This is a genomic window from Pseudomonas azotoformans (assembly GCF_900103345.1).
GTDB lineage: Bacteria > Pseudomonadota > Gammaproteobacteria > Pseudomonadales > Pseudomonadaceae > Aquipseudomonas > Aquipseudomonas azotoformans.
The window spans coordinates 4,436,295-4,460,674 of the sequence record NZ_LT629702.1 but is presented as its reverse complement, the minus strand read 5'-3'; the positions used below and the strand labels follow the sequence as shown (position 1 = coordinate 4,460,674).

Sequence of the window (24,380 nt, the reverse complement as noted above, 5' to 3'; positions counted from 1 at the left end):
CTCTCAGAGATCGGCGGGCAGTGGCTCTTTCAGCCATTGCATAGCGTTCTTTTCCAGGCTGCCATCTGCCTTGGCCGCGACCAGGATCTGGTTGACCTTCTCCAGCAGGGCCGGCTCGTTCTTGTTCACGCCCACGTACACCGGAGAGTCCTTGAGCTTCACTTTCAACGCCGGCACGCGTTTGGGGTTGCGCTCGCTGATCGCCACCATTACCACGTTGCCGCTGGCAATCAGGTCAACCTGGCCGGCCAGGTAGGCGGCGATGGTCGAGTTGTTGTCCTCGAAGCGCTTGATCGTGGCTTCCTTGGGGGCGACGGCGGTCAGTTCGATATCTTCGATGGCGCCACGGGTCACGCTGATGGTTTTGCCCTTGAGATCGTCGGTGCTACTGATGGCGGCATCAGGCGGGCCGAACACGGCAAGGTAGAACGGTGCGTAGGCCTTGGAGAAATCAATCACCTTCTCGCGCTCAGGGTTCTTGCCCAGGCTGGAGATCACCAGGTCGACCTTGCCGGTGGTGAGGAACGGGATACGGTTGGTGCTGTTGACCGGGGTCAGTTCCAGCTTGACCTTGAGCTGGTCGGCCAGCAGCTTGGCGGTGTCGATGTCCAGGCCGCGTGGCTTCATGTCGGGGCCGACCGAGCCGAAGGGCGGGAAGTCCTGGGGTACGGCGACCTTGAGGGTGCCACGGGCGACGATGTCGTCCAGACCATTGGCCTGGGCGGGTGCCTGGCTCAGCATCAGGCTGGCAAACAGGGCAGTAAGCAGGGCGCTGTAGCGCTTGGTCATGGCAACTCTCCGAGAAGGGCGAAGGGGTTTTCTGGATTTGCCCAGTGCACAGCCCATGCCATCACCCTCCGAATTGTCTGCAGGGCCGGTATTTGTTGAGCTGTGGTGGTCGGACTGGTCTGAACAGTGCCTGGGCTTTGCGCACTGTTTTCGAGCGTCGGCAAAACCTCGCGAGCCCCTTTGGGGCGTGGCTTGCCGCCTGCCACGAATAGCTTTACAACTAGCCACTCAGTTGACTGGAACCTTGAGTTTTTTATGAATTCCATCGCCCAAGCCGTACCGGAAGCGGCCCTGCAGGCCATCCGCAAACTGATCAAGGAGCAAGGCTTCGGACCGGGCGATGCGTTGCCGTCGCAACGGCATCTGGCGGTGCAGTTGGGGGTGAGCCGAGCGTCGTTGCGTGAGGCAATGTCGTCCCTCAGCGCGTTGGGTGTGGTCAGTGTGCAGCCGGGCAAGGGCGTGTTCGTGCAGGCGGTCGAGGAGTCGCCAGGGTTCGCCTGGCCCTTTGCGGCACAGGCCACGCCACTGGATATCTTCCAGTTGCGCTATGCCCTGGAAGGTTTTGCAGCGGGGTTGGCGGCGGTGACGCTGAGCATCGATGAGTTGGACAGCCTGGAAGACAATGTCGAGGCCATGCGCAAGGTCCTCAAGGCCAGCGACTTCGAAGCCGCGGCCCGGCTCGACTTCGAATTTCACCAGCGCATCCTGCTCGCCAGTGGCAACCAGGCGATGGTGAGCATCCTGAGCGCGAGTGCCGAGGTTTTTCTGGAGAGCCAGAAGCTACCGTTCATCCGACCGGAACGGGCCATGGAGACCTGGCAGGAGCATCGTCGGATTCTGCGCGCCCTGGCCCGGCGCGCCAGTGCGGCGGCGCAGAAAACCATGCAGGAACACGTGCGCAATGCGGCGTTGCGCACCGGCATTGCCTTCGTGACCCCCGTCACTCCCTGAGTTGGGCTATACCCAAACTCATGGGTCATCATAGGAAGACTCAATCAGAGGCGGCTTCCTGAACGGGGGAAGGGCAGCTATGATGGGCCACGTTTTTTTTGCTTACAATCCGGAGACATCCATGAGCAACGATCTTATCAAGCACGTCACCGACGCGACCTTTGAGGCCGAAGTACTCAAGGCTCAAGGCCCGGTGCTGGTTGACTACTGGGCTGAATGGTGCGGCCCTTGCAAAATGATCGCTCCAGTCCTGGACGACATTGCGACCACCTACGAAGGCAAGCTGACCATTGCCAAGCTGAACATCGACGACAACCAGGAAACCCCGGCCAAGCACGGCGTGCGTGGTATCCCGACCCTGATGCTGTTCAAGAACGGCAACGTCGAAGCGACCAAAGTAGGCGCGCTGTCGAAGTCTCAGCTCCAAGCTTTCCTCGACGCGAACATCTAAGCGTCGTCAAAAAAGCCCCGCAAAATAGCGGGGCTTTTTCGTGAAACAGGGCTAGACGCTCCGAAACTCAGGTGGTACATTCGGCCCCGCACTGGTTTCTCCACTGCCCCCTGCAAGCCGTCGCCGACGCATTCCTTTTCGATTAGTACGCGATCCTGTCGCCTTCTCTGCGGCGCGGCCTCATTAAGCCAAAAGCTTAATTTCCCCCCTCCATAAATGATTACGTCATTCCTATATGAATCTGACTGAACTCAAGCAAAAGCCGATTACCGACCTGCTCCAATTGGCCGAAGAAATGGGCATAGAAAATATGGCCCGTTCGCGCAAGCAGGACGTGATTTTCTCCCTGCTCAAGAAGCACGCGAAAAGCGGCGAGGAAATCTCCGGTGATGGCGTGCTGGAGATTCTCCAGGACGGCTTCGGCTTCCTCCGCTCTGCTGACGCGTCCTATCTCGCCGGCCCAGACGATATCTACGTCTCGCCGAGCCAGATCCGTCGCTTCAACTTGCGCACCGGTGACACCATCGTTGGCAAGATCCGCCCTCCGAAAGAAGGCGAGCGTTATTTCGCCCTGCTCAAGGTCGACACGATCAACTTCGACCGTCCCGAGAACGCGAAAAACAAGATTCTCTTCGAGAACCTGACCCCGCTGTTCCCGACCGTGCGCATGAAGATGGAAGCCGGTAACGGTTCCACCGAAGACTTGACCGGTCGTGTGATCGACCTGTGCGCCCCGATCGGCAAGGGCCAGCGCGGCCTGATCGTCGCGCCGCCGAAAGCCGGTAAGACCATCATGCTGCAGAACATTGCAGCGAACATTGCGCGTAACAATCCTGAAGTTCACCTGATCGTGCTGCTGATCGATGAGCGTCCGGAAGAAGTGACCGAAATGCAGCGCACCGTGCGCGGTGAAGTGGTTGCCTCGACGTTCGATGAGCCGCCAACCCGCCACGTGCAGGTTGCCGAAATGGTGATCGAGAAGGCCAAGCGCCTGGTCGAACACAAGAAGGATGTGGTGATCCTGCTCGACTCCATCACCCGTCTGGCCCGTGCCTACAACACCGTGATCCCGAGCTCCGGCAAGGTATTGACCGGTGGTGTCGATGCCCACGCCCTGGAGAAACCGAAGCGTTTCTTCGGCGCCGCGCGCAACATCGAAGAAGGCGGCTCGCTGACCATTATCGCCACCGCACTGGTTGAAACCGGTTCGAAGATGGACGAAGTGATCTACGAAGAGTTCAAGGGTACCGGCAACATGGAACTGCCCCTGGACCGTCGCATCGCGGAAAAACGCGTGTTCCCGGCGATCAACATCAACCGTTCCGGCACCCGCCGCGAAGAGTTGCTGACCGCTGACGACGAACTGCAGCGCATGTGGATCCTGCGCAAGCTGCTGCACCCGATGGACGAAGTAGCCGCCATCGAGTTCCTGGTCGACAAGCTGAAAACCACCAAGACCAACGACGAGTTCTTCCTGTCGATGAAGCGTAAGTAATACGACGTTTCAGGTCCTGAAGAATGGCGCCCCCAGGGGCGCCATTTTTTTGTGCCCGTTTTTTAAGCGCTGCTGGCAGGCAAACACACCCTGGAGCAGGTAGGATGTACGCCTATTTTACGGGTGGCATGGTTAATGAAATTCAAGGATCTTCGGGATTTCGTGCAGCAACTTGAGCAGCGCGGAGAGTTGAAACGTATCCAGATGCCGATTTCCCCGGTGCTGGAAATGACTGAGATTTGCGACCGTACCCTGCGCAACAAGGGCCCGGCGCTGCTGTTCGAGAACCCGACCGGCTTCGATATCCCGGTGCTCGGCAACCTGTTCGGTACGCCCGAGCGTGTGGCTTTTGGCATGGGCGCCGAGTCGGTCAGCGAATTGCGCGAGATCGGCAAGCTGCTGGCCTTCCTCAAGGAACCCGAGCCGCCCAAGGGGCTGAAGGACGCCTGGTCGAAGCTGCCGATCTTCCGCAAGATCATTGCCATGGCCCCCAAAGTGGTCAAGGACGCGGTGTGCCAGGAAGTGGTCATCGAAGGCGATGACGTCGATCTCGCCATGCTGCCGGTGCAGACCTGCTGGCCCGGCGACGTCGGCCCGCTGATCACCTGGGGCCTGACCGTCACCAAAGGCCCGAACAAGGACCGTCAGAACCTCGGTATCTACCGCCAGCAAGTGATCGGCCGCAACAAGGTCATCATGCGCTGGCTGAGCCATCGTGGCGGCGCGCTGGACTTCCGTGAGTGGTGCGAGAAGCACCCCGGCAAACCGTTCCCGGTCTCCGTGGCCCTGGGCGCCGACCCCGCCACCATCCTCGGTGCCGTGACCCCAGTGCCCGACAGCCTGTCCGAATACGCCTTCGCCGGTCTGCTGCGCGGTAACCGCACCGAGCTGGTGAAATGCCGTGGCAACGACCTGCAAGTGCCGGCCACTGCCGAAATCATCCTTGAAGGCGTGATTCATCCGGGTGAAATGGCCGATGAAGGCCCTTACGGCGACCACACCGGCTACTACAACGAAGTCGACAGTTTCCCGGTCTTCACCGTCGAGCGCATCACCCATCGGATCAAACCGATCTACCACAGCACCTACACCGGCCGGCCGCCGGATGAGCCGGCGATTCTCGGCGTGGCGCTCAACGAAGTGTTCGTGCCGATCCTGCAGAAACAATTCCCTGAGATCACCGACTTCTACCTGCCGCCGGAAGGCTGCTCGTACCGCATGGCCATCGTGACCATGAAGAAGTCGTACCCAGGCCATGCCAAGCGGGTAATGCTCGGTGTGTGGTCGTTTTTGCGACAGTTCATGTACACCAAGTTCGTTATTGTCACCGACGACGACATCAACGCCCGCGACTGGAACGACGTGATCTGGGCCATCACCACGCGCATGGACCCCAAGCGCGACACGGTGATGATCGACAACACGCCGATCGACTACCTCGACTTCGCGTCGCCAGTGTCGGGCCTGGGTTCGAAGATGGGCCTGGATGCCACCCACAAATGGCCGGGCGAAACAACCCGCGAGTGGGGCCGGGTGATCGTCAAGGATGAAGCCGTCACCGCCCGTGTCGATGCGATCTGGAAAGAATTGGGAATAGATTGATGCGTGTAACCCTGCAACCTTCCGGCGCCGTGCTGGAACTGGTCCCTGGCGAGCGAATCCTCGAAGGCGCGCGTCGCCTCGGTTACGAATGCCCTCAAGCCTGCCGCAACGGCGTGTGCCATGTGTGCGCCGCGCTGTTGGTGGAAGGCCGCGTGCAGCAGGCCGGTGAAGTGCGAGATCACGGTGAGTTCTACACCTGCATTGCCGAGCCGCTGGAAGATTGCGTTGTGTTGTGGGATGGCGTGCTGGCGCCGGGAGAGTTGCCGTTGCGCAAGCTGTCGTGCCAATTGAGTGAATGCGTAGAGGTCGGTGGCGACGTGTGGCGTGTGCGCCTGCGTGCGCCGGCTGGCAAGGCGGTGCGTTACCACGCCGGCCAGTACCTGATGATCGAGCGGGAGAACGGCGAGAAATCCGCATTCTCCCTGGCGTCGGCGCCTCATGCCGGACGTGAGCTGGAGTTGCATGTGCTGGCCCGCGAGGACAGTGCCCGCACTTTGCTTGCGCAACTGCAACGCAACCAGATGGCCCGTGTGGAGCTGCCGTTTGGTGATACCCACCTGGCCGAGTTGCCTGACGGGCCGCTGGTGTTGATCGCCGCCGGCACCGGCATGGCGCAGATGCACAGCCTGATCGAACACTGCCGCGCCTCCGGCTTCAAGCACCCGGTGCACCTGTACTGGGGCGTGCGCCGCCCGGAAGATTTCTACGAGATCGAACACTGGGACCAGTGGTTGCAACTGCCCAACCTGTTTTTGCACAAAGTCGTCAGCGACCTGTGCGGTTGGGAAGGGCGCTGCGGGTTGTTGCATGAAGCGGTGTGCGAAGACATTGCCGACCTCAAGTCGGTGCACGTCTACGCCAGCGGCTCGCCGGCAATGATCTATGGCACCTTGGATGCGTTGGTCGAAGCCGGCATGGATGCGCACCAGATGCGCGCCGACGTGTTTGCCTATGCGCCACGCTGAGAGGCCTACTGGGAATGCTCTTGTAGTGAGCAGGCTTGTCCTGCGTTGGGCTGCGAAGCAGCCCCAGTAAAGGCACCGCGCAGTTTCAGTTAAAGCGAGTCGTCTGGTGTGGGGCTGCTTCGCAGCCCAACGCAGGGCAAGCCTGCTCACCACAGAGTCAAAAACGTACGCCGGTCGTCACCATCGCTGCGTTGAACCCCAGCAACACCAATTCCGCCGCCACTGGCCCGTAATGCGTGCCCACCGACGGAATGATCACCGGCGCCACGCCGAAACGGTTCAATGGGATCTTGTCGCGGTACTTGCCGCGATAGCCCTGGATCGCCCCGCCCGTCAGTTTCAAATACACCGGATAGTCGGCCATGTCGTAGCGTTTACCCGCGTACGCGTAGTACGAGCGCTGGCTGAACGAGTTGCGAAACGTCGCCCCGCCATACACAAAACCTGAGGCTTCATTGCGCTCCAGGCCGATCAGGTCCTGGTTGTTGTTGTGGTCCGGGTCCGGCGCAAAGTGCCGGGTGTAGACGCTGGTCTGCGCGTACCAGAAACCTTTGTCGTCCTCGGTGGCCGGTGTTTCGCCCGCCAGTGCGGTGGTGGCCTGGGCCAGGAACAGCAGGCCAGGCAGTTGGAATTTCTTCATGGGTGCGACCTCGATAGTCGGTTTGATGCTCGGCTAAGTGGGTCATAAGGTGGGCGACATTTTGACGGTTTGGCACGTTCCCAGGCTGAACCGGGGCTGAAACTACCGGGATTGAGACGCGCAATCCTGACGAATGGGCGAGTTTGCTTATGCAATCGCTTATGCTTTAAAGGTATTTAATTTGTTACATAAATATCCTTAAGCTATATCGCAACGGACTACCGACTCTTTCACAACCACCAATCACTGACCGCCACCGCCCGCCAGCCGGATCGATCGTACGAACTCAGAGCACGACGTTCTGGTTTTTGATTCAAAGGGGAGCGGTATGGGGAGCTACAAGCAACACGCGTTGTACACGGCGATTTTGTCGGCCAATTTGCTGACCGCCGTGGGTTTCAATCCTGTCTTCGCGGCCGAAACGTCCGCCACCGATACACCCAAGCTCGACACCGTGATCGTCACCGGCACCCGCGCCCAGGAGCGTACGGCCAGTGCTTCGCTGTCACCCATCGATGTGATTTCCGGCGATACCCTGCGCAGCACCGGCTCCGATGAGCTGGGCGCAGTGCTGGCGCGGCTGATTCCGTCGATCAACTTCCCGCGCCCGAGCCTGGTGGACGGTGCTGAGTTGGTGCGTCCTGCGCAGTTGCGTGGCCTGTCGCCGGACCAGGTGCTGGTGCTGGTCAACGGCAAGCGTCGCCATACCAGCGCGTTCGTCAACCTGGGCGGTGCGGTAGGGCGTGGCTCGGCGCCGGCGGACCTGAACGCGATCCCGCTGTCGGCGGTAGACCATATCGAGGTGCTGCGCGATGGCGCTTCGGCGCGCTACGGCTCGGACGCCATTGCCGGGGTGATCAACGTGATCCTCAAGCACGCCGACCATGGCGGCTCGATCTCCACCAAGTTCGGCGAATACAAGAAGGGCGACGGTATCCAGCGTAATGTCAGCGGCAATACCGGCCTGGCATTGGGCGATAACGGCTTCATCAACCTCTCGGCCGAAGGTGCCGATAACGATTACACCAACCGTGCCGGCAATGATTACCGCCCAGCCAGTGTCGGCTCCACCACCTACGGCCAGCGCGTGTTCCGCCAGGGCGAACCGGCCACCAATGAAGGCAAGTTACAGTTCAACTCGGAATATTCGGTCAACGATGCCGCCGAGTTCTACACCTTCGGCGGCTACAGCAAGCGGCGCGGTGAGACGGCGGCGTTCTACCGGGCGAGCAACGCTTCCAACAACATTGCGGCACTCAACCCCAACGGCTACCTGCCGTTGATCAAGGGCAACCTGGAGGACACCTCGCTGGTGGTGGGCCTGCGTGGGCTGCTGGCCTACGACTGGCACTACGACCTCTCGGCCAACTACGGCAAGAACCAGTACGAGTTGAGCACCGAAACCATCAACACCTCCCTGGGCCTGGCCACGCCGCGCAAGTTCGACAACGGCACCCTGAGCAACGACCAAAAGCAAGTCAGCCTCGACCTGTCCCGTGAGTTCGACGTGGGCTTCCTGCCATACCCGGTCTCCGTGGCCTTTGGCGGTGAATACCTGCGCCAGGGTTATGAGATTGAAGCGGGTGAACCGGCGTCCTACTACCAGACCGGCAGCTCGGGCCTCGGCGGCTTCCGTGATGCCGACGCCGGCAGCAGTTCGCGCCACAACTGGGCCCAGTACCTGGACCTGGAAACCAACTTCACCGAAAAGCTCAGCGCATCGGCCGCCGTGCGGCATGAGGATTACAGTGACTTCGGTTCCAACGTCAGCGGTTCGCTGTCGGCCCGTTACGACTTCACCCCGCAGGTGGCCTTGCGCGGCAGTATCTCCAACGGCTTCCGCGCACCGTCCCTGGCGCAGCAGAACTTTGCGTTCACCTCATCGCAGTTGATCGGCAGCGACATCCGCGAGGCCGGTACTTTCCCGGCGTCGAGCCAGGTGGCCCGCCTGCTGGGCGCCGAAGACCTCAAGGCCGAGAAGTCGCGCAACTATAGCCTTGGCCTGGTACTGGAGCCTGCCGACGACCTGACAGTGACGGTGGACGTGTATCGCATCGATATCCGCGACCGTATCAGCCTGTCGTCCAACCTCAACCTGGACCCGGCCACCCAGGCCTATCTGCGTGCCAACGGTGTCGGCAACATCAACTACACCACCGCCCGCTACTTCACCAATGCCACCGACACCAGCACCGACGGCGTCGACCTGGTGGCCAACTATCGCTATCAGTTCGATAACGGCATCCGTTGGAACAGCACCGTAGGCTACAACTACAACCACACCCGGGTGACGGACGTGAAGCCCAACCCGGCCATCCTCGATAGCCTGGGTGCCAACCTGGTGCGGGTAGACCGTCGCGAGAAGAGCGGTTTGTTGGGCGATACCACGCCTGAGCACAAGCTGAGCCTGGGTAACGACTTCACATTCGGCAATTGGGCGCTGCACAGCAACCTGGTGCGCTATGGTGAATTCACCAGCTACCAGGCAGACAAGGTCAACGACCAGACCTTCAAGGCGGCCTGGGTGCTGGATCTGTCGGCGGACTACAAGCTGAAGAACTGGACCTTCACCCTGGGCGGCGACAACGTCACCGATAAATACCCGGAGAAGGTCAACGCGTTCGCCAGCAGCGGTGGCAATTTGGCCTATAGCACTTTTTCGCCGTACGGTTACAGCGGTGCGTTCTATTACGGTAAAGTTGCCTACAACTGGTAAAGCACAGGAGACCTAAGCGATTTGCCATGACCGTTATTGAATCCGATCTTTTGCAATTGGCTTACCCTCCGCGGCTCGATCTTGGGCCGCAACTCACTCACGAACAGTTGATGAGCTCGATGCAGGCCACCATGGCGCGGCATAAGGGTGGGCCGGTCTGGTTATTCGCTTACGGTTCGCTGATCTGGCGTCCTGAATGCTCCTCGACCGAGCGGGTGCGGGCACGGGTCCACGGTTATCACCGGGGCCTGTACCTGTGGTCCCATGAGCATCGGGGTACGCCGGAGCTGCCGGGGCTGGTCTTTGGCTTGGATCGTGGGGGCTCCTGCAGCGGGTTTGCCTACCGTTTGCCGGAAGATCAGCTGGAAGCCTCGCTGTACGCCCTTTGGCAGCGCGAGATGCCTTACCCGTCCTACCGGCCACACTGGCTCAGCTGCCGTCTGGAAGATGGCAGTACCGTACAGGCGCTGGGGTTTGTGTTGGAGCGGCACTTGCCCAGCTACGCCGGCAACTTGCCCGATATCGTGCTGAACCATGTGCTGCAAAGCGCTTGCGGGCGTTACGGCACCACTCGCGATTATGTCGAGCAGACCGTCAACGCCCTGCGTAGCCACGCCATGCCAGATAAGAACCTGGAGGCGCGGCTCAAGCGTTGTGCAAAGGGTTGCCCGGGCGGTTAACGCGCCGAGCTGACGCTGTTGGTGTGCCACAGCGTTGGGATCAGGAAGGCGATTGCCAGCAGGCACGCGCCGATCAGCAGCACGAAACCGCCGTCCCAGCCGAAATGGTCGACGGTGTAGCCCATGGCCGCACTGGCCGCCACTGAACCGCCCAGGTAACCGAACAGACCGGTGAAACCCGCAGCAGTACCGGCGGCTTTCTTCGGTGCCAGTTCCAGCGCCTGCAGTCCGATCAGCATCACCGGGCCGTAGATCAGGAAGCCGATGGAGAACAGCGCAATCATGTCGATCATCGGGTTGCCCGGCGGATTGAGCCAGTACACCAGGGTCGCCACGGTCACCAGCGCCATGAACACGATGCCGGTCAGGCCACGGTTGCCACGGAAGATCTTGTCCGACATCCAGCCGCACAACAGCGTGCCCGGGATACCTGCCCACTCATAGAAGAAGTACGCCCACGACGACTTGTCGACCGTGAAATGCTTGGCTTCTTTCAAATAGGTCGGTGCCCAGTCCAGTACGCCGTAGCGCAGCAGGTAGACGAACACGTTGGCGAAGGCGATGTACCACAGCATTTTGTTGCGCAGCACGTATTTGACGAAGATTTCCTTGGCGCTGAATTCATCTTCGTGGCTGGCGTCGTAGCCTTCCGGGTAGTCGTTCTTGTACTGCTCGATTGGCGGCAGGCCGACCGATTGCGGGGTGTCGCGCATGGTGATGAAGGCAAACGCCGCCACCAGCAACGCCACGGTGGCCGGTACGTAGAACGCCGCGTGCCAGTCGTTGAACCAGGCCATGCCAAGCAGGAACAGCGGGCCGATCAGGCCGCCGCCGACGTTGTGCGCCACGTTCCACACCGACACCACGCCGCCACGTTCTTTCTGCGACCACCAGTGCACCATGGTGCGTCCACTCGGCGGCCAACCCATGCCTTGGGCCCAGCCGTTGATGAACAGCAAAATGAACATCATGGTCACGCTGGACGTTGCCCAGGGTGCGAAACCGAAAATGAACATCACCCCGGCGGAAACCAGCAGGCCGAAGGGCAGGAAGTAGCGTGGGTTGGAGCGGTCGGACACCAGGCCCATGAGGAACTTGGACAGGCCGTAGGCAATCGCGATGGCCGACATCGCCAGGCCCAGTTCGCCGCGGGTGTAACCCTCGTCGATCAAGTAGGGCATGGCCAGGGAGAAGTTTTTGCGCAGCAGGTAGTACCCGGCGTAACCGAAGAAAATACCGGCGAAGATCTGCCAGCGCAGGCGTCGGTAAGTGCTGTCTATTTTTTCTTCAGGCAGGGGCGCCTGATGTGCGGCAGGACGAAAGAAAGCAAACATTCAAGAGCTCCAGATTTCTTGTTTTGACTGCGGATGCGAATGTTACAGTTTCGTTACCGAAAATAGCATCGCCTCTTATCTACAAACAACCAGAAATGAACGCTAATGAATGTTCCCTTACGAACACCGCAGATCGAAAAGTGGGAGGGGGCTTGCCCCCGATAGCTGTTTATCAGTCTGTATAGCTGTGACTGACACACCGCTATCGGGGGCAAGCCCCCTCCCACATTGACGGTATTTCAAATTTTTAGCGGGTTTGGACGACGACCTTTCCAACCGCCTTGCGCTGCCCCAGGTCATTGATCGCCTGGGCGGCCTGTTCCAGCGGATACACCTGCGACACCAGCGGCTTGAGCTTGCCCTCCCCATACCAAGTGAACAACTGCTGGAAGTTCGCCGCATTATCCTGCGGCTGGCGCTGAGCGAATGAACCCCAGAACACCCCAACCACCGCCGCGCCCTTGAGCAGCGCCAGGTTCACCGGCAGCTCGGGAATGCGCCCGCTGGCAAACCCCACCACCAACAAGCGGCCGTTCCAGGCGATAGCGCGGATGGCCTGGTCAAATAGGTCGCCGCCCACCGGGTCGTAGATCACATCGGCACCATTGCCGTCGGTGAGGCGCTTGATCTCGTCTTTCAGGCTGGTTTCGCTGTAGTTGATCAACTCATCGGCGCCGGCGGCCTTGGCCACCGCGAGTTTGTCGGCGCTGCTGGCGGCGGCGATCACACGGGCGCCCATGGCCTTGCCGATCTCCACGGCGGCCAGGCCCACGCCACCGGATGCGCCGAGTACCAGCAGGGTTTCGCCGGGTTGCAGGTTGGCCCGTTGCTTGAGCGCGTGCATCGACGTGCCGTAGGTCATGCTGAAAGCCGCAGCGGTGTTGAAGTCCATGCTCGGCGGGATCGGCAGTACGTTATAGCCCGGCACCGCGACCTGTTCGGCAAAGCTGCCCCAGCCGGTCAGCGCCATGACCCGGTCACCGACTTTCAGGTGGTCGACTTTTTCGCCCACTTCACTGACCACGCCTGCCGCTTCGCCACCCGGCGAGAACGGGAAGGGCGGCTTGAACTGGTACTTGCCCTCGATGATCAGCGTATCCGGGAAGTTGACCCCGGCCGCGTGCACGTCCAGCAGGATTTCGTTCTTCTTGATCGCAGGGCTTGCGACATCTTCCAGCACCAGGGTTTCGGCAGGGCCGAAGGCTTTGCACAGCACAGCTTTCATCGGACTATTCCTTTTGGCGTCGTGGCCGATAAGTGTAGGAGGGTACGCCCGTGGGTCAACGAGCATGCCCAGGCCTGATAAGCCGCCATAAGCTTGTGCTCTGCCTTGCTAGCGTTATGCTACCCGGCAACCGAATGTGAGGAATGAACTGTGAAAGCGTGGATCCTATTGATGCTGGCCCTGACCTTGCCGATGGCGGCCCAGGCCGAAGAAGCCAAAGAAGGCGAGGCGCCGAAGGTCAGCTATATCAGCCTGAGCCCGCCGTTCGTGGGCAACTACGGCCTGGATGGCACGGCGAAACTCAAGGTGTTCAAGGCCGACATTGCCCTGCGCGTGACCGGCACCGAAGCGGCCGCCGCTGTCAAAGCCAACGATGCGCTGATTCGTAACCAGTTGGTGGCGCTGTTCACCCAGCAGACCAACGAGGCGATGAGCACCGTCGAGGGCAAGGAAAAACTGCGCCAGGAAGCGTTGAAGCAGACCCAGCAAGTGATGAATGACGAAACCGGCAAGCCGGTGGTGGAAGACCTGTTGTTCAACAACCTGATCATCCAGTAAGCCTCCTTAGTACTATGGGCCTGGCTTCTGTGGTGAGCGGGCTTGCCCCGCGCTGGGCGACGAAGTCGCCCCAAAACCATACACCTCGGTGTGCCTGAAGAAATGTGGTGAGTCTGATGGGGCTGCTGCGCAGCCCAGCGCGGGGCAAGCCCGCTCACCACAACAAGCCGGATCCAGGCTTATGAGGCGAGGCTTTTCCTGAACCGCGCCAACGCCACCACAAAAAACACCAACCCAATCCCCGCCAGCGCCAGCAAGTCCGGCCACACCACGCTCACCCCTGCATCGCGAAACAGAATCGCCGCACTCAAACTCACAAAGTGCGTCGACGGCGACCCCTGCATCACCCACTGCAACCACTCGGGCATGCTGTCCAGCGGCGTACTGCCACCCGAAAGCAGCAGCATCGGGATAATCACCGGAATCGCCAGCAGGCCGAATTGCGGTGTCGAGCGCGCAAGCGTCGCGAGGAAAATCCCCAGCGCCGTGCTGGCAAACAGGTAAAGCGCTGTCACGAACAGGAACAACCCTAGCGACCCGGCCAGTGGTACACCGAGCAAGCCTTTGACCACCACCTCCACCGACAGCCAGGTGCACAGCACCACCACCAGCATGTTGCTCCAGATTTTCGCCAGCATGATTTCCAGTGCCGTCAGCGGCAGCACCAGCAAATGGTCGAGGGTGCCGTGTTCACGCTCACGCAGCAGGGCGGTGCCGGTCAGGATAATGGCGAGGATGGTGATGTTGTTGACGATCTGGATCACCGCCAGGAACCAGCCGCCTTCCAGGTTGGTATTGAACAGCGCCCGGGTAGTGAGCTGCGCGGGTGCCCGGCTGGCGGCATCGGCTTGTCCGCTGTAGGTGAGCAGTTCGCGCTGGAAAATCCGCCCGATGTAGCCCGCGCCCATGAACGCCTGGCTCATTGCCGTGGCATCCACATTCACCTGCACCCCCGGCTGGCGCCCCGCCAACAGGTCGGCCTGGAAATTCGCCGGCACATTGATTACGAAGGTGTACTTGCCGCTGTCCATGACCCTGTCCAATTGGTCATAGGCCAACGGCGCGGGTGCCTGGAACTCGGGCGGTTGCAGCGCCTCGGCCATCTGCCGCGAGAGGGCGCTGTGATCTTCATCGACAAATGCCACGCTGGCGTTGTGCACCCCGATCACCGAACCGGCGGCGGGCATGTAGATTGCCACGGTGAAGGCGTAGAACAGAAACAGCAGCAACACGCTGTCGTGGCGCAGGCTGGTCAGTTCCTTGATCCCCAGCCGCAGAATGTGCGCGAACTTATGCATCAGGCCTCCTGCTTCTTGAGCATGACCAGGCTCAGCCCGGTAAACCCGACGAAGAACCCGAACAGCGCCAGGCACTGGGGCCATAACTGGCGCAGGTCCAGGGCCTTGGTGAAGGTGCCTACGGCAATGTCCAGGAAGTGGCCGGCCGGAAACAGCATGCCCATCAGGGCCGCCGCGCCTTCCAGGGACGAGCGCGGCACGATCAGTCCGGAGAACTGGATGGTCGGCAGGCTGGTGATGATCATGGTGCCGAGGATGGCCGCGATCTGCGTGCGGGTGAACGCCGAAATCAGCAGGCCCATACTGGTGGTCGCCAGCACGTAGAGCAGGCCGCCAAATGCCAGCGTCAGGGCGCTGCCCTTGAACGGCACACCGAACAGCCAACGGTTCATCGCCACCAATACCGCCAGGTTGACCAGGCTCACGGCCAGGTACGGCGCCTGTTTGCCGAGCAGGAACTCCAGGCGCGTCAGCGGTGTGGCATAAAAGTTGGTGATCGAGCCCAGCTCTTTCTCGCGCACGATGCCGAGGGCGGTGAGCATTGCCGGGATAAACGCCAGGATCAGCGCCATCACGCCGGGGCCGATGGCATTCACGCTGACCACGTCCTGGTTATAGCGAAAGCGCGTTTCCAGCTTGGCGGCGGCCGGGGTGTTGCGAGGCAGGCTGCTCAGTTCGGCCAGTTGCTGCAGGTTCTCCTGATGCACGGCCTCGACATAGTTACGGCTGGTTTCCGCGCGAAACGGCATGCCGCCGTCCAGCCACGCGGCCACCGTGGGCTGGCGGCCGGCGTAGAGGTCGCGGCCAAAGCCGGACGGAATCTCCAGGGCCAGTTTGATTTCCGAACGTTGCAGGCGCCGGTGCAGTTCAGCCGGCTCCTGGATCGGCGCCTGCTCGGCGAAATAGCGCGAACTGCGAAACGCCTCCAGGTAGGCACGGCTTTGTGGTGTCTGGTCCTGGTCGTAGACGGCGAAGGCGAGGTTTTCCACATCCAGGGAAATGCCGTAGCCGAAGATCACCATCATGAACATCGCCCCCAGCAGGGCGAAGGCCATGCGCACTTTGTCGCGCAGCAGTTCCTTGCCTTCGCGGCTGGCCACGGCCACCAGCCGGGCCAGGCTGAAACCGCGCTTGCTCACCGACGCTGTGCTGGATTCGCTGACGGTCTTGGCGGTCGCGGTGGGCTCGGCCTCGCCCTGGGCTTGTTCCAGGCACGTGACGAACGCGGCTTCCAGCGTATCGCCGTGGAATTGCTGTTGCAGCGCATCCGGCGTATCGCAGGCCAGCACCCTGCCCGCGTGCATCAGGGAGATGCGGTCGCAGCGCTGGGCTTCGTTCATGAAGTGGGTGGACAGGAAGATGGTCACGCCTTGCTCGCGGGACAGCTCGATCAGCAATCGCCAGAAGTCATCCCGCGCGGCCGGGTCGACGCCCGAGGTGGGCTCGTCGAGAATCAGCACTTCCGGGCGATGCAGCACCGCCACCGCCAATGACAAACGCTGGCGCAGGCCCAGGGGCAGCTCGCCGGACGGTTGCTCGGCGACGTCACCCAGGTCGAAACGCTGGATCAGCTCATCGATGCGTGGGCCGCTGTCCACCTTGGGCAGGTCGAACAGTTGCGCATGCAGCACCAGGTTCTGGCGCACGCTGAGTTCGCCGTACAGCGAAAAGCTTTGCGACATGAAACCCACGCGCTTGCGGGTGGCCAGGTCCTTGGCGTTCACCGGGTTGCCCAGCAGCGTCGCGCTGCCCTCGGTGGCCGGCATCAGCCCGGTGAGGACTTTCATGGTGGTGGTCTTGCCGCAGCCGTTGGAGCCGAGGAAGCCGAAGATCTCGCCGCGACCAATGGCGAAGCTGACCTTGTTCACCGCGGTGAAATCGCCGAAGCGCAGGGTCAGGTCATGGGCCTCGATGGCGACATCGGTGTTGTCGCTCTCCCTCGGCGGGATCACCAGCGGCTGGTTGTCGTGGGCGCTGTCACCCTGGAAGTGGGTGAAGGCTTCGTCCAATTTGCCGCTGGGAGTCGCGGCGGCCAATGCGCTGCTCAGGCCATGGGCGATCAGCTTGCCGCGATCGAGCATCAGGCAGTGTTCGAACTGCTCGGCCTCTTCCATGTAGGCCGTGGCCACCAGCAGCGTCAGTTGTGGGCGTTCGCTGCGTACGCTGTCGACCAGTTCCCAGAAGCGTCGACGTGACAGTGGGTCCACGCCGGTGGTGGGTTCGTCGAGGATCAACAGGTCCGGGTCGTGGATCAGCGCGCAGCACAGACCAAGCTTCTGTTTCATGCCGCCAGAGAGCTTGCCCGCCGGGCGCTCGGCAAAGCGCGCGAGATCGGTGGCCAGCAGCAGGTTGTGCATGCGCTGGTCGCAATCGGCTTTGGACAGGCCGAACAGCGTGGCAAAGAAACGGATGTTTTCGCTGATGGACAGCTCGGGGTACAGGTTGCCGCCCAGGCCCTGGGGCATAAAGGCAATGCGCGGGTACAGGCTGTTGCGGTGACGGCGATCATCAATGGCTCCGCCGAGCACCTGCAACTGGCCGTCCTGCAGCTTTTTAACCCCGGCAATCAAACCCAGCAGGCTCGACTTGCCCGCGCCATCCGGGCCGATCAACCCGCAGCGGGTTCCGGCCGGTAGGCTGAAGGCGATGTCGACCAGTGCCTGCTGCTTGCCGTAGCGGTGGTTGATCCCCGTGGCCTGGAGCGCCAGGGCGGTCATTGCAGGTTGGCCGGCCAGTCGATGTCAGCCGTGCGTACGTAGCCGGCGCCGGGCATGCCCGGTTTGGCCTGGGGCAGGGCGCTGGGTTGGGTCAAGCGCAGTTTGACGCGAAATACCAGTTTCTGGCGTTCGTCGCGGGTTTCCACTTCCTTGGGGGTGAACTGGGATTTGGCCGCGACAAAGCTGATCTTGGCCGGCAGCGGCTGGTCGGGCAGGGCGTCGAGCAGGATGCGTGCGTCGCTGCCGACGGTAAGACGGCCGGTCACGGAGGCGGGCAGGTAGAGGTTCATGTATTGATCGTTGGGATCGATCAACAGCAGCACGCGTCCGCCCGCCCCCAGTACTTCGCCGGGTTCGGCCAGGCGCAGTTGGATAACGCCGTCGATGGGCGCGCGCAGGCTGCTGTCGTCGATCTCGCTGGTGAGCTGGGCGACCTGGGCCTCGGCGGCGCCAATGGCGGCCTTTACCGAATTGACCTGGGCCTGGGCGGCAACCACGGCGGCGTTGCCGGTGTTCTGCCGGGCTTGTTGCTGGTCGATCAGTTGGCTGCTGGCGAAGCCGCGCTTGTACAGCTCCTGGGTGCGCTTGAGTTCCTGGTTGGCCAGCAGTTGCTCGCTCTGGCGCAGTTGCACGTTGGCCTCGGCGGCGGCGAAGTTTTCCTTGGCGCGCAGCACTTCGGCTTCGGCCTGGGCGCGTTGGGCTTCGAGGGTACGGGTGTCCATGCGTGCAAGCAGTTGGCCCTTGAGCACCTTGTCACCTTCGTCCACGCGCACTTCGGCCAGGCGCCCGGGGATTTTGGCGGCGATCTGTACTTCGGTGGATTCCAGGCGCCCATTACCCATGCTCAGGCCTTCGGGCAGGCGGTCCTGGGTGGAGCGCCAATAACCGAAGCCGCCAGCACCCAGCAACAGGGCGATGAGGGCAACGGCGAAGAGGCGGGAGGTGTGGTGGTTCGTCGACATGGCTGCTTCCTGCGGCGTTAGCGTCCTAGTGTGAGCGGTTTGCCCCGGCGGGGCGTTGATGCCGGTCAGTCAAATCAAATGGATTACGGCCGCCCATTGCTCGGGCGTGACGGCCATCACCGACAACCGGCTGCCTTTTTGTACCAGGGGCAGTTCGGCAAGGGCCGTTTGCTGTTTGAGGTAGCCCAGGCCGAGCACCTTGGGAAAGGTGCGCACATGGGCAACGTTGATCGCGCTCCACGGATTTTTCTCCGGGGTGGCCTTGGCGTCGAAGTAGTGGCTTTCGGGCTCCAACGCGGTGGGATCCGGATAGGCCGCCTCGATGATTTTGCCGATGCCGGCAATGCCCGGCTCCGGGCAACTGGAGTGATAGAAGAAAAACTCGTCACCCACCGCCATGGCCCGCAGAAAGTTACGCGCCTGGTAGTTGCGTACCCCGTCCCAGCGGGCTTCGCCAAGCTTTTCCAGGCCTTTGATGGAGAGTTCGTCGGGCTCGGATTTCATCAGCCAATAGGCCATTGTTGGGCTCCTGAAATAAGCGGTGGGCAAGTTGTCCTGCAATTTGATGACAAACCGACAGTCGGTTGGCGCCAAGGTTTGCGTGTTGGTTCACGTTACCGCAGAATGCCGGCTTTTAAAGCTTGACGCAGCTGCAACGGACTACTTTGGAACGTTGTTGTCATCGTGTACGAGGTGCCTGAAGGGGGGCAATCGATGCAACGTAAACCGGATTTACTATGGATTTTGGTGATTTTGTTTGGTCTGGGCGTCGTGACCACCGGGTATGCCCAAAGCTTGTGGTCGAACAAGACCGATGCACCCGTTGAACTGACTCAGCAGCAGCCGCAACCGTTCAAGCGCTGACCCTTCTTCAAGGCGCCGCTGTCTCCAGTGGCGTCTTCGCAATATACCAATGCTTATCGGTAACGGTGCCCGCCAACGGCACATCCCAGCTCGCCTGCGCCAATCGATCGACCTTCTGGCATTCATGGGCCAGGCCCAGCAGCGTCGGCTTGCGCCAGCTCTGGCGGCGCGCCAGGTAAGCCAGGCTGCGGTCGTAGAACCCGCCGCCCATGCCCAGGCGTCCGCCGGCATCATCAAAGCCCACCAACGGCAGCAGCACCAGGTCCAGCGCCCAGACTTTGCGTTGGCGGCTGATGTTCACCCGCGGTTCCAGGATGCGAAAGCGATTGGGCAGCAGCTTCTCACCAGGCTTGACCCGTTGGAACACCATCTTGGTACGTGGCCAGGCGCTGAGCACTGGCAGGTAGGTGGCCTTGCCCCGGCGCTGCGCCGCACGCAGCAGCAGGCGCGGATCGATTTCACCGTCCGTCGGTAGATACAACGAGATATGTTTGGCCCGGCGAAACAGCGGGTGCTGTGCCAGTTGCCGATACAGGCCGTGGGCGGCTTTGCGTTGCTCACTCGGTGTGAGGGCGCGGCGGGCTTTGCGCAACATGCGTCGAAGTTGCGGACGGGAAAGCGGCGCAGGTTCGGTCATGGTTTCGGCTCATAAAACAATGCCAGTCCGAGGACTGGCATTGAGTTTGGGAATTCAGGCTCCCCGACAGAGCCGCTGTCGACTTAGCCCTTGAACCCGAAAGTTCAAGGTGGAAGATGCAGTAGGCTTTAAGGCTTTCCGTCTAGCGGACATGCACACCAGCCCAACGTGCAACTTCCAGGGTAGTGCGAATCGGCTCAGGGACATCGCCGACTGGCAAACACGCCAGGGAGTGGGGCGAGTATACCTTAAACAGACGCGGCAATCAGCCCTTGGGTGCTTCCGGATCGCTGGAAAGCACCAGATCGACACGCTCCAGCAAGTCACGCACCTGCTCGCGCGTCGAGCCGCTGGCCTGCACGTCAGGGCGTTCCTGCTTATGCAGCAGATCGTGGGTAATGTTCAGGGCGGCCATCACGGCGATGCGGTCGGCGCCGATGACTTTGCCGCTGCTGCGGATTTCACGCATCTTGCCATCCAGGTAGCGGGCGGCGCTCACCAGGTTGTTGCGCTCTTCCTGGGGGCAGATGATCGAATATTCTTTGTCGAGGATCTGCACGGTGACGCTATTGCTTGAACTCATGAGTCTTGCTCCAGGGCCTTCAGGCGCGAAATCATCGATTCGACCTTACGCCGGGCGATTTCGTTTTTTTCAATGAGGTGAGCGCGTTCCTCGCGCCAGGTCTTTTCCTGAGCTAATAGGAGTCCGTTTTGACTCTTAAGTTGCTCGACCCGAGTAATTAGCAATTCGAGTCTGGCCATCAGCGCTTGCAGGTCGGTGTCTTCCATTGGGTTCCACTGGATTTGTCTGATGAATGGCAACTGCAGGATAAACGATCTGACGCCCTTGATAGTCTTGGTACGTCTGCCGGTGCTAGGATACAGCGCTCCATTCTAGACATTGCGCCGTCTGGCGCCTAGCTCACCATGCCTATTCAGAACTCCCCGTACGATGCTTTCTCCAAACTGCTGAGCGCCAGCGGCCACCCCTGCTCGCCGGCCGAACTGCACGGCGTGTTGCTGGGCCGCAGCTGCACCGGCGTCGGCTTCGATGCCGACAACTGGCTGGCCGACGTGGCCGAGCTGCTGGAAACCGAACCGACCGACAACGTGCGCAACGCGCTGATCGGCCTGCAAGAGATGGTCAAGGGCGAGCTGACCGGTGATGACGTCACCGTGGTCCTGCTGCTGCCGACCGACGACGCGCCGCTTACCGAGCGTGCCGCCGCACTGGGCCAATGGTGCCAGGGCTTCCTCCACGGCTTCGGCGTGAACGCCGGCGGCCTGGAACTGAGCACCGACGCCAAGGAAGTGCTGCAGGACCTGGCAGCCATCTCCCAGGTGCAAGACGCCCTGGAAGAGTCCGAAGACGGCGAGGGCGACTACATGGAAGTGATGGAATACCTGCGCGTCGCGCCGCTGCTGCTGTTCACCGAGACCAAAAAATCGGCTGAGCCGGCTGCACCCAAGCCGTCGCTGCACTAAGAAAGGAAGCCCATCTGCCCATGATCCATATCCCCAAAGCGGAATACACCCGGCGCCGCAAGGCGCTCATGGCGCAGATGGAACCCAACAGCATCGCGATCCTGCCGGCCGCCGCCGTGGCGATCCGCAACCGTGATGTCGAGCACGTCTACCGCCAGGACAGCGACTTCCAATACCTGAGCGGTTTCCCCGAGCCGGAAGCGGTGATCGTGCTGATGCCCGGTCGCCAGCACGGCGAGTACGTGCTGTTCTGCCGCGAACGCAACGCCGAACGCGAACTGTGGGACGGCCTGCGCGCCGGCACCGAAGGCGCGATTCGTGACTTTGGCGCCGACGATGCCTTCCCCATCACCGATATCGACGACATCCTGCCCGGCCTCATCGAAGGCCGCGACCGGGTGTACTCGGCCATGGGCAGCAATGCCGAGTTCGACCGGCACCTGATGGAGTGGATCAACGTGATCCGCTCCAAGGCCCACCTGGGCGCCCAGCCACCGAACGAATTCGTTGCCCTGGATCATCTGCTCCACGACATGCGCCTGTATAAATCGGCGGCGGAAGTGAAGGTGATGCGCGAGGCGGCGCGAATCTCTTGCGCGGCCCACGTGAAGGCGATGCAGGCCAGCCGGGCCGGCCTGTATGAGTTCAGCCTGGAAGCCGAGCTGGATTATGAATTTCGCAAAGGCGGCGCGAAAATGCCGGCCTACGGTTCCATCGTCGCCGCCGGGCGCAACAGTTGCATCCTGCATTACCAGCAGAATGACGCGGTGCTCAAGGACGGCGACCTGGTGCTGATCGACGCCGGTTGCGAGATCGACTGCTATGCCAGCGACATCACCCGCACCTGGCCGGTCAGTGGCAAGTTCTCGCCGGAACAGAAAGCGATCTACGAGATTGTGCTGGCCTCCCAGGAAGCCGCCTTCGCGGAGATCGCCCCGGACAAGCATTGGAACCAGGCCCATGAGGCGACTGTGCGGGTCATCACCGCCGGGTTGGTCAAGCTGGGGTTGTTGCAGGGTGACGTCGACGAACTGATCGCCAGCGAAGCCTATAAGGTGTTTTACATGCACCGTGCCGGTCATTGGCTGGGCATGGATGTACACGATGTGGGCGAATATAAAGTGGGCGGTGAATGGCGTGTGCTGGAAGTCGGCATGGCGTTGACCGTGGAACCGGGGATCTACATTTCACCGGACAACCAGAACGTGGCAAAGAAATGGCGTGGCATTGGCGTACGCATCGAGGACGACGTGGTAGTGACCAAGCAAGGCTGTGAAATCCTGACCGGCGGCGTGCCCAAGACTGTCGCCGATATCGAAGCGCTGATGGCGGCTGCGCGATGAGCCGGGTCAACCTGGCGATCATCGGCGGCGGCCTGGTGGGCGCCAGCCTGGCACTGGCGTTGCAGGCCGGGGCCAAGGCCCGGGGCTGGAAGATCGTGCTGATCGAACCCTTCGCGCCGGGCGACAGCTACCAGCCGAGCTACGATGCACGTTCGTCGGCGCTGTCCTTCGGCGCCCGGCAGATCTATCAGCGCCTGGGCCTGTGGCAGGACATTTCGCGCCGCGCCGAGCCGATCAAGCAAATCCATGTGTCCGACCGTGGGCGTTTCTCCACCGCGCGCTTGTCTGCCATGGAAGAGGGCGTACCGGCCCTCGGTTACGTGGTGGAAAACGCCTGGCTGGGCCAATGCCTGTGGCAAGGCCTGGACAAAGACGTGGTCAGCTGGCGTTGCCCGGCTGAAGTCACGCGCATGGAACCGCTGCCCGATGGCTACCGCCTGACCCTTAACGATGAAACCGTGTTGGAGTGCGACCTCGCCGTACTGGCCGACGGCGGCCGCTCCGGCCTGCGCGAGCAATTAGGTATCGGCGTAAAGACCCGCCCGTACAACCAGAGCGCGCTGATCGCCAACATCACCCCGAGCGAAGCCCACAACGGCGAGGCGTTCGAGCGCTTCACCGATGAAGGCCCGATGGCCTTGCTGCCGCTGCCGGACAACCGCTGCGCGCTGGTCTGGACGCGCATCGGCATGGATGCGCAGCGCCTGGCCAATCTCGATGAACGCAGTTTCCTCAGTGAATTGCAGGGCGTGTTCGGCTATCGCCTGGGCACCCTCAAACAGGTTGGCGCCCGTCATCTGTATCCGCTGACGCTGGTGGAAGCCGAGGAGCAAGTGCGCTCGCACCTGGCCATCCTCGGCAATGCCGCCCACAGCCTGCACCCAATTGCCGGGCAGGGCTTCAACCTGTCCCTGCGTGACGCGAATGCCTTGGCCGAGGCCTTGCTGGCCGGGCCGCAGGTGCCGGGTGATCTGGCCACCTTGCAGGGCTATCGCGAGCGCCAGCGCCTGGACCAGAAACTCACCGTGGGCTTCTCCGACCAGGTCACGCGCCTGTTTGGCAGCGCCCAACCGTTGGTCGCCCTGGGCCGAAACATGGGGCTGCTGGGGCTGGATTTGTTGCCGCCCGCCAAACGCTGGTTCGCCCGGCAGGCCATGGGCCTGGGCACGCGTCCCGATGCGTAAGTGGTTGATCGCGCGCCTGGGCAAGGCGCGGTTGTTGCGTTGGATCATGACCCTGTACCCGCCGTATCTGGGCGCGGGGGTCAGCGTTCAGCACATGAGCGCCGATTTTCGTCACGTCAAAGTGCGCATGGGCCTGGGCTGGTACAACCGCAACTATGTCGGCACGCAATTCGGCGGCAGCCTGTATTCGATGGTTGACCCGTTCTACATGCTGATGCTGATGGAGAACCTGGGCCGCGACTACATCGTGTGGGACAAGGCCGCGAGTATCGATTTCATTTCGCCCGGCAAAGGCCCGGTGTATGCCGAATTTTCCATCGACGAGGCCTTGCTGGACGAGGTCCGTCGACACACCGAAGGTGGCGAGAAGTACCTGCCCCACCTCAAGGTGCAGATTCATGACGGCTCCGGCACCCTGGTGGCACGGGTCGACAAAACCCTTTACGTGCGGCGCAAGCCGCCAGTGAGACAGGCTTAAAGCATG

At 61.6% G+C, this 24,380-nt stretch carries 24 protein-coding genes and 1 other RNA gene; 13 read left to right on the top strand and 12 right to left on the bottom strand.

The window, feature by feature from the left end:
• Nucleotides 1–3: 3 nt before the first annotated feature.
• Nucleotides 4–789, bottom strand: coding sequence for a transporter substrate-binding domain-containing protein (locus tag BLR69_RS20325; RefSeq protein WP_017530859.1), 786 nt, complete (start codon nt 787–789; stop codon nt 4–6).
• Between the two features lie 255 nt (nt 790–1,044).
• Between BLR69_RS20325 and BLR69_RS20320 the strand changes: the two genes are divergently transcribed.
• The 5 genes from BLR69_RS20320 (at nt 1,045) to BLR69_RS20300 (ending at nt 6,253) form a co-directional block, all read left to right on the top strand.
• Complete coding sequence (locus tag BLR69_RS20320) at nt 1,045–1,740, top strand: FadR/GntR family transcriptional regulator (RefSeq protein ID WP_071494566.1); 696 nt, start codon at nt 1,045–1,047, stop codon at nt 1,738–1,740.
• Between the two features lie 121 nt (nt 1,741–1,861).
• On the top strand, nt 1,862–2,191 hold the full coding sequence (trxA, locus tag BLR69_RS20315; protein WP_003213989.1) for a thioredoxin TrxA: 330 nt from the start codon (nt 1,862–1,864) through the stop codon (nt 2,189–2,191).
• 235 nt (nt 2,192–2,426) lie between these two features.
• Nucleotides 2,427–3,686 (top strand): transcription termination factor Rho, encoded by a 1,260-nt coding sequence (rho, locus tag BLR69_RS20310; RefSeq protein ID WP_016973082.1) that lies wholly within the window; start codon nt 2,427–2,429, stop codon nt 3,684–3,686.
• Between the two features lie 135 nt (nt 3,687–3,821).
• A complete protein-coding gene (gene ubiD / locus BLR69_RS20305) occupies nt 3,822–5,288 on the top strand; it encodes a 4-hydroxy-3-polyprenylbenzoate decarboxylase (protein ID WP_003176824.1) in 1,467 nt (488 codons plus the stop codon).
• Entirely contained in the window at nt 5,288–6,253 is a 966-nt protein-coding gene (locus BLR69_RS20300; RefSeq protein WP_071494565.1) for a CDP-6-deoxy-delta-3,4-glucoseen reductase, read from the top strand. Before ubiD ends, BLR69_RS20300 begins: the two co-directional genes overlap by 1 nt.
• A 157-nt stretch (nt 6,254–6,410) precedes the next feature.
• On the opposite strand, the gene BLR69_RS20295 is transcribed toward BLR69_RS20300, so the two are convergent.
• Entirely contained in the window at nt 6,411–6,893 is a 483-nt protein-coding gene (locus tag BLR69_RS20295; RefSeq protein WP_071494564.1) for a sn-glycerol-3-phosphate transporter, read from the bottom strand.
• Between the two features lie 328 nt (nt 6,894–7,221).
• Between BLR69_RS20295 and BLR69_RS20290 the strand changes: the two genes are divergently transcribed.
• Together BLR69_RS20290 and BLR69_RS20285 are read left to right on the top strand one after the other, a co-directional pair.
• Nucleotides 7,222–9,609: a TonB-dependent receptor plug domain-containing protein gene (locus BLR69_RS20290; RefSeq protein WP_071494563.1), complete on the top strand. Its 2,388-nt coding sequence runs from the start codon at nt 7,222–7,224 to the stop codon at nt 9,607–9,609.
• A 26-nt stretch (nt 9,610–9,635) separates the two neighbouring features.
• The gene (locus BLR69_RS20285) at nt 9,636–10,289 is read left to right on the top strand and encodes a gamma-glutamylcyclotransferase (RefSeq protein WP_071494562.1); all 654 of its coding nucleotides are present in this window, start codon (nt 9,636–9,638) and stop codon (nt 10,287–10,289) included.
• Here BLR69_RS20285 and glpT read toward each other — a convergent pair.
• Nucleotides 10,286–11,623 (bottom strand): glycerol-3-phosphate transporter, encoded by a 1,338-nt coding sequence (gene glpT, locus BLR69_RS20280; protein ID WP_025857408.1) that lies wholly within the window; start codon nt 11,621–11,623, stop codon nt 10,286–10,288. The genes BLR69_RS20285 and glpT overlap by 4 nt on opposite strands.
• A gap of 247 nt (nt 11,624–11,870) precedes the next feature.
• The gene (locus BLR69_RS20275; protein ID WP_071494561.1) at nt 11,871–12,848 is read right to left on the bottom strand and encodes an NADPH:quinone oxidoreductase family protein; all 978 of its coding nucleotides are present in this window, start codon (nt 12,846–12,848) and stop codon (nt 11,871–11,873) included.
• A 150-nt stretch (nt 12,849–12,998) separates the two neighbouring features.
• Here BLR69_RS20275 and BLR69_RS20270 point away from each other — a divergent pair, with 150 nt between their 5' ends.
• Complete coding sequence (locus BLR69_RS20270) at nt 12,999–13,406, top strand: flagellar basal body-associated protein FliL (protein ID WP_032884296.1); 408 nt, start codon at nt 12,999–13,001, stop codon at nt 13,404–13,406.
• Between the two features lie 179 nt (nt 13,407–13,585).
• Here BLR69_RS20270 and BLR69_RS20265 read toward each other — a convergent pair whose 3' ends face one another.
• The 4 genes from BLR69_RS20265 to BLR69_RS20250 form a co-directional block, all read right to left on the bottom strand.
• Nucleotides 13,586–14,704, bottom strand: a complete 1,119-nt coding sequence (locus BLR69_RS20265; RefSeq protein WP_071494560.1) for an ABC transporter permease — start codon at nt 14,702–14,704, stop codon at nt 13,586–13,588.
• Complete coding sequence (rbbA, locus tag BLR69_RS20260) at nt 14,704–17,421, bottom strand: ribosome-associated ATPase/putative transporter RbbA (RefSeq protein WP_071494559.1); 2,718 nt, start codon at nt 17,419–17,421, stop codon at nt 14,704–14,706. Before rbbA ends, BLR69_RS20265 begins: the two co-directional genes overlap by 1 nt.
• On the bottom strand, nt 17,418–18,383 hold the full coding sequence (locus tag BLR69_RS20255) for an HlyD family secretion protein (protein WP_071494558.1): 966 nt from the start codon (nt 18,381–18,383) through the stop codon (nt 17,418–17,420). Before BLR69_RS20255 ends, rbbA begins: the two co-directional genes overlap by 4 nt.
• 69 nt (nt 18,384–18,452) lie before the next feature.
• Complete coding sequence (locus BLR69_RS20250; RefSeq protein ID WP_071494557.1) at nt 18,453–18,902, bottom strand: EVE domain-containing protein; 450 nt, start codon at nt 18,900–18,902, stop codon at nt 18,453–18,455.
• Between the two features lie 195 nt (nt 18,903–19,097).
• Between BLR69_RS20250 and BLR69_RS30815 the strand changes: the two genes are divergently transcribed.
• The gene (locus BLR69_RS30815; protein ID WP_092355790.1) at nt 19,098–19,247 is read left to right on the top strand and encodes a hypothetical protein; all 150 of its coding nucleotides are present in this window, start codon (nt 19,098–19,100) and stop codon (nt 19,245–19,247) included.
• A 7-nt stretch (nt 19,248–19,254) separates the two neighbouring features.
• Here the strand turns inward: BLR69_RS30815 and BLR69_RS20245 are convergent, their stop codons facing one another.
• The 4 genes from BLR69_RS20245 to BLR69_RS20230 form a co-directional block, all read right to left on the bottom strand.
• Nucleotides 19,255–19,884, bottom strand: a complete 630-nt coding sequence (locus tag BLR69_RS20245; protein WP_071494556.1) for a 5-formyltetrahydrofolate cyclo-ligase — start codon at nt 19,882–19,884, stop codon at nt 19,255–19,257.
• Between the two features lie 56 nt (nt 19,885–19,940).
• Nucleotides 19,941–20,119, bottom strand: a non-coding RNA gene (gene ssrS, locus BLR69_RS20240) — 6S RNA.
• 30 nt (nt 20,120–20,149) lie between these two features.
• Nucleotides 20,150–20,467 carry a cell division protein ZapA gene (locus tag BLR69_RS20235; protein WP_058426457.1) on the bottom strand — a complete coding sequence of 106 codons (318 nt, stop codon included), beginning with the start codon at nt 20,465–20,467 and terminating at the stop codon, nt 20,150–20,152.
• Nucleotides 20,464–20,673, bottom strand: coding sequence for a TIGR02449 family protein (locus BLR69_RS20230; RefSeq protein ID WP_007982902.1), 210 nt, complete (start codon nt 20,671–20,673; stop codon nt 20,464–20,466). The genes BLR69_RS20235 and BLR69_RS20230 overlap by 4 nt, the downstream gene beginning before the upstream one ends.
• Before the next feature lie 138 nt (nt 20,674–20,811).
• On the opposite strand from BLR69_RS20230, the gene BLR69_RS20225 reads away from it, so the two are divergent.
• The 4 genes from BLR69_RS20225 to BLR69_RS20210 are packed head-to-tail and all read left to right on the top strand — an operon-like array spanning nt 20,812 to nt 24,374.
• Nucleotides 20,812–21,369, top strand: a complete 558-nt coding sequence (locus BLR69_RS20225; RefSeq protein ID WP_058426458.1) for a YecA/YgfB family protein — start codon at nt 20,812–20,814, stop codon at nt 21,367–21,369.
• A 20-nt stretch (nt 21,370–21,389) separates the two neighbouring features.
• Nucleotides 21,390–22,712 (top strand): Xaa-Pro aminopeptidase, encoded by a 1,323-nt coding sequence (gene pepP / locus BLR69_RS20220; RefSeq protein ID WP_071494555.1) that lies wholly within the window; start codon nt 21,390–21,392, stop codon nt 22,710–22,712.
• Complete coding sequence (gene ubiH / locus BLR69_RS20215) at nt 22,709–23,896, top strand: 2-octaprenyl-6-methoxyphenyl hydroxylase (RefSeq protein ID WP_065880228.1); 1,188 nt, start codon at nt 22,709–22,711, stop codon at nt 23,894–23,896. The genes pepP and ubiH overlap by 4 nt, the downstream gene beginning before the upstream one ends.
• Nucleotides 23,889–24,374 (top strand): DUF4442 domain-containing protein, encoded by a 486-nt coding sequence (locus BLR69_RS20210; protein WP_071494554.1) that lies wholly within the window; start codon nt 23,889–23,891, stop codon nt 24,372–24,374. The genes ubiH and BLR69_RS20210 overlap by 8 nt, the downstream gene beginning before the upstream one ends.
• Nucleotides 24,375–24,380: the final 6 nt, after the last annotated feature.